This window comes from Pseudomonas sp. Bc-h, assembly GCF_002080045.1.
In the GTDB taxonomy this organism is placed as follows: domain Bacteria; phylum Pseudomonadota; class Gammaproteobacteria; order Pseudomonadales; family Pseudomonadaceae; genus Aquipseudomonas.
Genome location: NZ_MUIN01000014.1, coordinates 159,765 through 169,301 on the forward strand (window position 1 = coordinate 159,765; position 9,537 = coordinate 169,301).

Consider the following 9,537-nt stretch of genomic DNA (forward strand, 5'->3'; position numbering starts at 1 on the left):
GCTCAAGTACTCAGTTTGCTGAACAAGACGGAAATCTTCGTCACCAGTGGCTTGTAGCTTGCTGCTACCACCATCAGCGTGATCAAGCCGCTGACGGCCAGACCCAGAAACGTGTTGAAGCGGTTTTCATCGGCGATCAGGCGCAAGACCGGCTCGCTGATCGCCAGGCCCACGCCGGTCATCACGCTGATGCGGATGACATCGCGCAGCCACAGGCTGTGAATCCCCGGTGCCAGTCGCTGGTGCACGATCATCGGCCAGATGGCGAACGACACCAGACGCAGTACGAACCAGGCGATGGCGGCGCCGAACGCGCCGTAGTAACGAATCGCCAGAAACATCACCGGCACCGTAATCAGTGCCGAAACGATGCTGTACCAGACATGCAGGCGCATCTGCCCATAGGCGTATTGCAGGTAAAACTGGAAGGCGCTGACCGCCATGATCGCGCTGCCCAACGAGTACCACGGCAAAACCGAGCGACTCCATTCGGCGGCTGTGCGGTCACCAGACCAGGCATAAACCATCTCATGGGCGTGCAGGGCGATCAGTGCCGCCAGCGGAAACAGAAACGTACAGACGAAACGGTTGGCCGCCAGAAACAGGTTATGCATGTCGTCGCGGCGACCTTCGGCCATCAGCACTGTCAGGCGCGGCAGCAGCGTCTGCGCCAGCGGGTTGCTCAACATCATGATGCCGGTGGTGATCAGCGCCACCAGCGAGAAGTAGCCGTACTCGTTGAGCGGCAGCATCTCGGACAGCAGCACCTTGTCGATCTGGGTCAGGACGATCCACAACACCGCGGTGCCGGACATGCTCGCGGCGAACGGGATGATCGGCTTGACCAGTTGCCAGTCAAAGCCGGTCAGCCACGAAGGGGTCGGCATCTGCTGGTAGGCACGGGCGGCGAAGATCAGCGTTTCAATCACTCCGACCAACACCTGAAACTCGAAGAACAACACCGGGTCGCTGGAAATCGTACTCACCAGAAACAACCCGCCGAAGTAGCGCAGGGTGGCGATGATGACGTTGGCGATGTTCAGCCAGGCATGCTGCTCCAGGCCCTGAATCCCGCTTTTATAGAGGGTCGAAAACAGCCGCAGCGCGATGACGATCCCCATCAGGCTGATGCACTCGATCAGCGTCTGCGTCGACAACTCCTTGGCGTTGAGCCAGTGCACCGCGATCCAGTCGCTGCCCAGGTACATCGAGACGCAGCAAATGCTGGCCAGCGGCAGAAAGAGGATTTCGAACGAGCGCAGCAGACGTCCCGAATGATGGTCCGCAACGTCGGCGCCTTGTTGATGCGCCACCGCCCGGACCAGACTCGGCGAAAGCCCCGCGTCCAGCAACTGCAGCCAGGCCTGCAACACCGAGAAGAACCCGATCAGCCCGTAAGCCTCGGCGCCCATATGGCCGAGGTAGAACGGCATGATCAGGATTCCCACCAAGAGCGCGTAGGCCTGTCCTGCATAGCTCAACGCAGTGTTGCGTATGACTGAGCGTTTGGTTTGCATGGGGTGTCCTTTCTCGCCAATACGTGAGCGTGCATCTCGAACCGCATTAGATGACCTGTGCCAGATTCGGTGCTTGGTACGGCGCACGGCCAAGACTGCATTCGGCGATCACGGTGTTGATCACGCGTTCCTGATCCTCCAGCTGCAGACCCGGGTAGATCGGCAGGCACAACACCCGTTCACTCAGAGAGCGCGAAGCGGTTTGCGCCGCTTGCGGTTGCAGGTACTCAAGGGTGTCCAGCGACGGGTAGAAATAACGGCGAGGGTTGATGCCGTTGGTGTTCAGCGCGCTGCGCAGGCGCAACAGTTGTTGCTCGTCGCTCAGCGCGATCGGGTAATAGCTGTTGTTCAGCTCGCTGTTGTCTTCGGGCTTCTGCAGGTCGACGTAATCGCCCAGGCGCGTGGTGTAGCGGTGGGCAATTTCAGCGCGCTGTTGAAGAATGTTCTCGATGTCGTCGAGGATGCACAGCCCCATCGCGGCAGAGAATTCGTTGAGCTTGGCGTTGATGCCGATGCCGTCGATCTTGTCGACGTCGACGATGCCAAAGTTGCACAACAGATGAACACGGCGTGCGAGTTCATCATCGTTGGTGATGATCGCGCCGCCTTCGATGGTGTGAAACAGCTTGGTGGCGTGGAAACTCAGGGTGCTGATGTCGCCCCAGTTGAGTACCGATTGGCCAGCGTGACGCACGGCAAATGCATGGGCGCCGTCGTACACGACTTTCAGATTGCGCCGACGGGCAATCTCTTCGATCCGTTCCACTGCGCAGGGGTTGCCGAATACGTGGGTGCCGACGATTGCGGTGGTGTCAGAAACGATGCGGCTTTCAATGTGTTCTGGCGAGATGTTCCAGGTCTGCGCATCGATGTCAGCGAAGATCGGCCGAATGCCTTCCCACTGCAGCGAGCTGCTGGTGGCCACGAAGCTGAACGGCGTGGTCACTGCGCTGCCGGACAGGCCCAGTGCGCGATAAGCGACCTGAAGGGCCAGGGTGCCATTGTTGGTAAGAATGACGTGCTTGACGCCCAGGTAATCCTTGAGGCGCTGTTCCAGTTCACACACCAGTGGGCCGTGGTTGGTCAGCCAGCCGCGGGAATAGATGCCTTCGACGTAAGTCTTGAACTTGTCGATATCGCCCAGGTAAGTCTTGGTTACGTTGATCATCGAAGTCTCCATTTCTGACGCAATGCTTTTTAAGCAGTGATGCTGCCAAGGCAGTCGTGCGCTAAGTCCGAACCGGTCTAGCTCCGGGTTGAAGCGGGTGGCGGGTTGCCGGCTTTATTACTCATCCGGCGTGCTCGGCCCTGGTTGATCCTGAGGATCAGGCGAGTCGCCAGACTTCCTGTGTGTGGGTCACCGAAATGGAACAGCGCGGTGGCGCGCTTGACCTCGGGGCTGCAGGCTTTATTGGCGTGCAAGGTGCGATAGCCCCAGAAGAAATAAACGTTGCCCGGCTCCAGGCGCAGGATGTAAGGCTTGAGCCATTGGCGCTGCATGCCTTTGATGATCCAGCCCCGGGTGAACTTGTTTTGCAGCAGGGCCTTCTCGATAACGTTGAACAGCACCCAACCGCGCACACGACGAATATTGGGGAAGAGCATCAGGTCGCCGCGTTCTTCACCTTCAGTCGGGATGAACACCGGGATAAGTGCGGTCACCAGGCTCGCGTCGTAGTGAAAACTATTGGATTCGCGCTTGCCTTGATTGCCCTGTACGCAACGCAGCACCGGGAAAATTCGGTCGCTGACGGCTTCTCTTTTTGCGGCGTGCTGATATAGCCGCCCGAGCAAGGACTTGAACCGTGGGTCCGACCAGTAACTGGCCAGCAGGCTTTCGCCCAGCATCGCTTCACCGTGGTAAGCGAAGTATTCGCCCTGATGTTTCTGCGCTTGCTTGTCAGTCCAGCTGCGCAATTGCTGAAGATCGGGTTCAGTGACGGCACCGCTCAGTTTTGCAAAGCCGTTGGTATCGATTTCGTCAGCCAGGCGTTGGACCAGCTGCTCATCCATGTCGAAAGATAAAGGCATTGCATTGCGCCCTCGAAGGAAGTGGTAGGGACACAGCAGCGAGCGATTGGGCTTCAGGCACGCTACCGCCCGAATCTGCAGATCCTGCCGTTCGGTGTGGTAGTGGGTTGGCATTTGCGCGCTTGATTGAAAGCAGCGTTATCAAGTCGTTGGGCAAAGCTACCGCCCTACCGAGCACTTTCAGTAATTTTGAAAACTTTCCTGGGGCCAACAAATGCCCACCGGCGCAAGCAACACACCGTTTCAGTCATTAACTTCGTTGGCAGGTACAGAGTGAAGAAGTCGGAATGTCTTCTGCGCGCAGCTCTGCGGCTACGCTGCTTAAAACAAGAAAACATTGGACACGCATATATATCGACGTCGGCGCAGTTTCTGTCAAATTATTTCGCCAACATTCTGTTAAATTTTTGATAAGCGGGTCTTTAACTGTTCTAACCTGTTGATTTATATAGCAGTCAAAAAACCATCAATGCTCTATCACGGTGCGCTGACGCTTTGCAGGCGCCGCAGTGCACGGCGTCTGAGCCGGCCTTGAAAGACCAAAAGGCATTTTTCCAACGCCAGAAGTCAGGCGGCACGGGGGGGGCGGAATGTTGGCGCTCATTAATTGAACAGGGTATTAGTGGTTTAATTGGAAGTTGAGTGACACTCTTACTGTTGTAATGAAAGAGGGTTATTGCAGCGTATCTCTTCGGGTATGGGCGCATGTAAGTGCAAAGTTTTCCGTACAAATCGGCGACCGTCTTGCAACTATCCATAGAAGTTAATGTCGTCACTGCGCTAACGCCCTGAGTGCTAACGCCTTCTGTTGCGGTTCCCTGTCATCTGACGAAATCGGCGTGTGGTTGCTCCTGCCCCACGGGTCCTCCATTATCTGGCGGGTGCGACGACGCAAAAAATTTCGGTTCAGCAGGAGAGTCAATGAATACGCAGTCGAAAACCAGTGGAGTGGTGGCGCAACGCCTGGCGCAGGCGCGCGCCCTGATGAGCCGAGAAGGTATCGATGCCTGGCTGGTGCCGTCGGCCGATCCTCATCTGTCCGAGTACCTGCCAGGTTATTGGCAGGGCCGCCAATGGATGTCGGGTTTCCACGGTTCGGTGGGGACGCTGATCATCACCCAGGATTTCGCCGGGCTATGGGCCGACAGCCGTTATTGGGAGCAGGCGACCAAGGAGCTGGCAGGCAGCGGCATCGAATTGGTCAAACTTCAGCCGGGGCAGCCGGGCCCACTTGAGTGGCTGGCGGATCAAGCCAAAGCCGATTCGGTCGTGGCGGTGGACGGTGCGGTTCTGGCAGTCGCGTCTTCGCGAACCCTGGCCAGCAATCTATACGCACGCGGGGCTCGCCTTCGCACCGACCTTGATCCTTTGTCTGAACTGTGGGAAGGCCGCCCGGCATTGCCGACCCAGACCATTTATGAGCACGTTGCGCCGCAAGCCACTCAGCTTCGCAGCGACAAGCTGAGCCGCTTGCGCGGCGTGCTCGCCGAGCGCGGTGCCGACTGGCATTTCCTTGCAACCCTTGATGACATCGCCTGGCTGTTCAACCTGCGTGGCGAAGATGTCTCCTACAACCCAGTGTTCATTTCCTTCGCCTTGATCGGGCCTGACAGCGTCAGCCTGTTCGTCGCACCGGAAAAGGTAAATCCGGCCTTGCGTAAAACCCTTGAGAGCGAAGGCATTACTCTGCGCGAGTACACCAGCATTGGCGCCGCGCTGCGTGAAGTGCCGCGTGACGCACGCTTGCTGGTCGATCCGGCGCGGGTAACGTGTGGGCTGCTCGATTATCTCGACAGTGAGGTGGCCCTGGTGGAAGGCCTCAACCCGACCACGCTGTTCAAGTCGCAGAAGAGCGAAGCCGATGCCCAGCACATTCGGCAGGCCATGGAACAGGATGGCGCGGCGTTGTGTGAATTCTTCGCCTGGCTGGATTGTGCTCTGGGCAATGAGCCTGTCAGCGAATTGACCATCGACAACAAACTCAGCGCGGCACGCGCCAGACGCCCTGGCTATATCTCCCAGAGTTTCGCCACCATCGCCGGCTTTAATGGCAACGGCGCTATGCCGCACTATCGCGCGACCGAAGAAGAGCATGCGCAGATCGAAGGTGATGGCCTGCTGCTGATCGATTCCGGCGGTCAATATCTGGGCGGTACCACCGACATCACCCGTATGGTGCCGATCGGTACGCCGACAGCGGAACAGAAACGCGACTGCACCCGCGTGCTCAAAGGGGTGATCGCACTGTCCCGGGCTCACTTCCCGCGCGGCATTCTTTCACCGCTGCTGGATTCAATCGCTCGAGCGCCAATCTGGGCCGAGGGTGTCAACTACGGTCACGGCACCGGCCATGGCGTCGGCTATTTCCTCAACGTGCATGAAGGCCCGCAGGTCATTGCCTATCAGGCACCCGCCACCCCACAAACCGCCATGCAGCCCGGGATGATCACCTCCATCGAGCCAGGCACTTATCGGCCCGGGCAGTGGGGCGTACGCATTGAAAATCTGGTCATCAATCAGGAAGCGGGCAAGACCGAATTTGGTGAGTTCCTCAAATTCGAAACCCTGACCCTTTGCCCGATCGACACTCGCTGCCTGGACGTCGGTTTGCTGACTCAAGAGGAACGTGACTGGCTCAACGACTATCACGCTCAGGTCAAAAGACGTTTGAGCCCGCTGGTCGACGGCGCCGCATTGGCGTGGCTGGAAACCCGTACTGCTGCAGTCTGATGCGATTTGACGACACCACTGCTTTAATAAGCGGTGGTGTCGTTTCTTTCCTTCAAATACATCAGGCGCCGAGAGCTTCCCTCACGAAGCACAGACGATCCTGTCCGAAATACAGCTCGTTACCCACGAACATACTCGGGGCGCCAAAGATGCCGCGGGCGACGGCTGCTTCGGTGTCGGCTTTCAGTCGTTCCTTGACCTCCGGGTCGTTGACCCAGCCAAACACTTGGGCAGGATCGAAGCCGCCCTCTTTCAAGGTGGTACTCAGCACCGCCAGGTCGTTGAGGTTGCGACCCTCTATCCACATCGCCCTGAACGTCAGGTCGACAAACTCTACAAACCGCTGCGGCTGCAGGGTTTGCACGGCCGTGATCGCTCGCATGAGGTTCAGCGTGTTGATCGGAAAGTGCGGGTTGAACAACAGGGGCACGCCATAGCGCTTGGCGCAGCGGCCCAGATCGATGATCGAGTACCGGGCTTTGGCGGGGACTTCATTGGGTGATGCATTTCCCGTGGCCTTGAATACGCCGCCCAGCAGCATGGGGCGGTAGACCAGTTGGGCGTCGGTGTCGGCGCAGATCTTTGGCAGTTGGGTGTAGGCGAGGTAGCTCGCGGGGCTGCCCACATCGAAATAGAACTCTACGGTTTTGCTCATCGCCACCATCCTTCTTCTATATAGAGGTGCGGGATTGCAGGCATGGAGTGTCGGTTACCAGCGCTCGTTCCATGGCCGCAGGTCCAGTTCGAAGGTCCAGGCATCACGGGGCTGGCTGTGCAGGTACCAGTAGTTCTGCGCGATGTGCTCGGGATCGAGAATGCCGTCTTCGGATTTGAGCGCGTAACGCTCCGGAAATTGAGTGCGAATGAAGTCGGTGTCGATGGCCCCGTCGACCACCACATGAGCCACATGAATATTCATCGGACCCAGTTCCCGCGCCATGCTTTGCGCGAGAGCCCGGATGCCATGTTTCGCACCGGCGAAGGCTGCAAAATTGGCGGCACCGCGAAGACCCGCAGTCGCGCCAGTGAACAGAATTGTGCCGCGCTTGCGTGCCGCCATGCGGATGGCAACCTCACGCGCGTTCAGGAAGCCTGAAAAGCAGGCCATTTCCCAGATCTTGAAATACTTGCGCGCGGTCTCTTCGAGAATACTGCAGGGTACGTTGGCGCCAATGTTGAACACAAAGGCCTCAATGGGGCCGATGTCGTTTTCGATTTGCTGGACCAGGGCGACGACGTCGTCCTCCTTGCGGGCGTCGCAAGCAAACCCGAAGGCTTCGCCGCCTTCATGGCGAATCGTGTCCACCAGCGGTTGCAGCTTGTCGGCGCTGCGCCGGGTCACACACGCCACATACCCCTCTCTGGCGAAGCGCCTGGCGATGGCTCCGCCCGTGGCGTCTCCCGCGCCGATCACCAAAACCACCTTCTTGTTGTTCGAATCGACGGTCATAGCCTTTCCTTCATCATGTGATGTGCCGGAAAGACGTTATGCCAGGGAGTGGACGGCGTCCACCGGGTGAATCGGCTAATAGTGGTGACGATCCAGCCCCGCGCCAGACCAACCGCGCGTCACTGAGTTCAGTGAGCGGGTGTTAAGCGCGGGAATGTACGCTGCGGTTGCGTGTCGGCCCTGAGCTGTCGCGCTAGCAGGTCGTTGGGCCGGGTAGGGGGGTCACGGCTGGGAGGGTTTCTTGCAGACAATGATCATGCTGCGACTGGTGTAGCCGGCAGGATTCAGGCCCAGAGGGAAATCGCCAGGATCTTCGGTAGCGTCACCGGATTTGGCAATCACCCGGTACTGCTTTGATTCGCAGGAATCAGTTGCCATCTCATAGCACTTGTCCCAGGAGGACGAGAGACCGGAGCAGTTGATGTGCAAGCCCCGTTTGCTCTTGACTGGCTTGGAAGTGGCCGCGCACCCAGCGACGGTCAGAACTGCCAGTATTATTAAAATGTACTTCATTCATATCCTTACCTGACCGGGATCGTCCGTTCAGTCTCTAGCTTGAATTCGCTCGCTTGCCTGAAGCCAACCGCCATGCCCGTCCAGGTGAATCTCCGTTGTGAAGGAGGGCTCGGACGTAAACATGGCGCAATGGCGTTACAAATGCTAGTGACATCGTGTAACGGATGTAAAAAACGCGATCAGTCAGCAGGGACCAGAGCAGCGGGTTCGTCGCGTGTTGTCAGCGTTGCGCCGGCCGAAGCGACAATGATGGCGCCGATCGCCAGCCACTGGGTGAGCGATAGACTTTCATGAAGGAACAGCAATCCCGTCAGCGCGCCAACTGCGGGTTCCATGCTCATCAATGTGCCGAAGGTGCGCACAGGCATTCGGGTGAGGGCAAACATCTCCAGGGTATAGGGCAATGCGGTTGAAAGGAGCGCCACACCGAGTGCGACGGGGATCAAGGCGGGGTCCAGCAAGGCACTACCCGCATGGGCAATACCGATGGGCGCGATGAAGATGGCGGCGATAACCACGCCGAGCGCCGCACCCTGGACGCCATAATCGTTACCCGCTTTTTGCCCAAACATAATGTACGCTGCCCAGCAGACGCCGGCACCCAGGGCATAGAGCGCTCCGGTCAAATCGAGGCTGTCGGCTTGCCCCATTGGTATCAGCAGCGCCAGACCTGTGACGGCGAGTACGATCCAGACGAAGTCAGTGATCTTGCGCGAGTGCAGCAAGGCCACCGCCAATGGGCCAGTGAACTCCAGTGCAACACCGATCCCCAGTGGGATGGTGCGGATAGCCATATAGAAGAGGAAGTTCATCCCGCCCAACGCGATACCATATATAAGCACCGCGCGAAGAGAGTTCGCCGTAAAGGTGGCCCGCCATGGGCGCAGGATGAGCAGCATCAGGATACTGGCGAAAACCAGTCGCAAGGCGGTGGTCCCCTGGGCGCCAACGGCAGGGAAGAGTGACTTGGCCAGAGATGCTCCGGTCTGTACCGAGGTCATGGCAATCAGCAGCGTGCCGACTGGCCAGATGGCTGAGGCCAGGCTGCTTTGTTTTACGTTCATTGCTTTGTAGATGTCCGCAGTGGTCGGGGGCGACATGATGCTAAAGAAAGTATGGTTGGGCAATATATTGCTCAATCTTATTGTTTTGCGGTGATTTTAACGAATTTGAAATTAACTGTTGACGCCCCTCTGGATCTGTCTATAATTCGCCCCACTTCCGGCGCAGACGAAACGGAAAACTCCTTGAGAATCAAAGAGTTGGACGAAGTAAGCAGTGAGGAAGTGCTTC

9 protein-coding genes are annotated in these 9,537 nt (G+C 58.1%); 2 read left to right on the forward strand and 7 right to left on the reverse strand.

Annotation, left to right across the window (positions count from 1 at the left end; genetic code table 11):
• Positions 1-2 precede the first annotated feature (2 nt).
• From BWR59_RS27125 to BWR59_RS27135, 3 genes are all read right to left on the reverse strand, one after another.
• Positions 3-1,517: an oligosaccharide flippase family protein gene (locus BWR59_RS27125; protein ID WP_081568769.1), complete on the reverse strand. Its 1,515-nt coding sequence runs from the start codon at positions 1,515-1,517 to the stop codon at positions 3-5.
• Positions 1,518-1,563: 46 nt separating this feature from the next.
• The gene (locus BWR59_RS27130) at positions 1,564-2,685 is read right to left on the reverse strand and encodes a DegT/DnrJ/EryC1/StrS family aminotransferase (protein ID WP_081568770.1); all 1,122 of its coding nucleotides are present in this window, start codon (positions 2,683-2,685) and stop codon (positions 1,564-1,566) included.
• 77 nt (positions 2,686-2,762) lie between these two features.
• Entirely contained in the window at positions 2,763-3,662 is a 900-nt protein-coding gene (locus BWR59_RS27135; protein WP_343287008.1) for a hypothetical protein, read from the reverse strand.
• 807 nt (positions 3,663-4,469) lie between these two features.
• On the opposite strand from BWR59_RS27135, the gene BWR59_RS27140 reads away from it, so the two are divergent.
• On the forward strand, positions 4,470-6,278 hold the full coding sequence (locus BWR59_RS27140; protein ID WP_081568771.1) for an aminopeptidase P family protein: 1,809 nt from the start codon (positions 4,470-4,472) through the stop codon (positions 6,276-6,278).
• A gap of 61 nt (positions 6,279-6,339) precedes the next feature.
• Here the strand turns inward: BWR59_RS27140 and BWR59_RS27145 are convergent, their stop codons facing one another.
• From BWR59_RS27145 to rhtA, 4 genes are all read right to left on the reverse strand, one after another.
• Positions 6,340-6,933 carry a 2-hydroxychromene-2-carboxylate isomerase gene (locus tag BWR59_RS27145; protein WP_081568772.1) on the reverse strand — a complete coding sequence of 198 codons (594 nt, stop codon included), beginning with the start codon at positions 6,931-6,933 and terminating at the stop codon, positions 6,340-6,342.
• A gap of 54 nt (positions 6,934-6,987) precedes the next feature.
• On the reverse strand, positions 6,988-7,728 hold the full coding sequence (locus BWR59_RS27150; protein ID WP_081568773.1) for an SDR family oxidoreductase: 741 nt from the start codon (positions 7,726-7,728) through the stop codon (positions 6,988-6,990).
• A gap of 222 nt (positions 7,729-7,950) precedes the next feature.
• Complete coding sequence (locus tag BWR59_RS27155) at positions 7,951-8,241, reverse strand: hypothetical protein (protein WP_081568774.1); 291 nt, start codon at positions 8,239-8,241, stop codon at positions 7,951-7,953.
• Positions 8,242-8,423: 182 nt separating this feature from the next.
• Positions 8,424-9,308: a threonine/homoserine exporter RhtA gene (gene rhtA, locus BWR59_RS27160; RefSeq protein ID WP_081568783.1), complete on the reverse strand. Its 885-nt coding sequence runs from the start codon at positions 9,306-9,308 to the stop codon at positions 8,424-8,426.
• Here rhtA and BWR59_RS32665 point away from each other — a divergent pair.
• The coding region (locus BWR59_RS32665) for a hypothetical protein (RefSeq protein WP_218191282.1) at positions 9,294-9,537 on the forward strand (244 nt) is incomplete at its 3' end. The two genes, rhtA and BWR59_RS32665, sit on opposite strands and share 15 nt — an antisense overlap.

Excerpts from the sequence above, each read along its gene's own strand:
- BWR59_RS27125 (WP_081568769.1), bottom strand. The coding sequence starts at position 1,517 with ATGCAAACCAAACGCTCAGTCATACGCAACACTGCGTTGAGCTATGCA.
- BWR59_RS27130 (WP_081568770.1), bottom strand. The coding sequence starts at position 2,685 with ATGATCAACGTAACCAAGACTTACCTGGGCGATATCGACAAGTTCAAG.
- BWR59_RS27135 (WP_343287008.1), bottom strand. The coding sequence starts at position 3,662 with ATGCCAACCCACTACCACACCGAACGGCAGGATCTGCAGATTCGGGCG.
- BWR59_RS27140 (WP_081568771.1), top strand. The coding sequence starts at position 4,470 with ATGAATACGCAGTCGAAAACCAGTGGAGTGGTGGCGCAACGCCTGGCG.
- BWR59_RS27145 (WP_081568772.1), bottom strand. The coding sequence starts at position 6,933 with ATGAGCAAAACCGTAGAGTTCTATTTCGATGTGGGCAGCCCCGCGAGC.
- BWR59_RS27150 (WP_081568773.1), bottom strand. The coding sequence starts at position 7,728 with ATGACCGTCGATTCGAACAACAAGAAGGTGGTTTTGGTGATCGGCGCG.
- BWR59_RS27155 (WP_081568774.1), bottom strand. The coding sequence starts at position 8,241 with ATGAAGTACATTTTAATAATACTGGCAGTTCTGACCGTCGCTGGGTGC.
- rhtA (WP_081568783.1), bottom strand. The coding sequence starts at position 9,308 with ATGAACGTAAAACAAAGCAGCCTGGCCTCAGCCATCTGGCCAGTCGGC.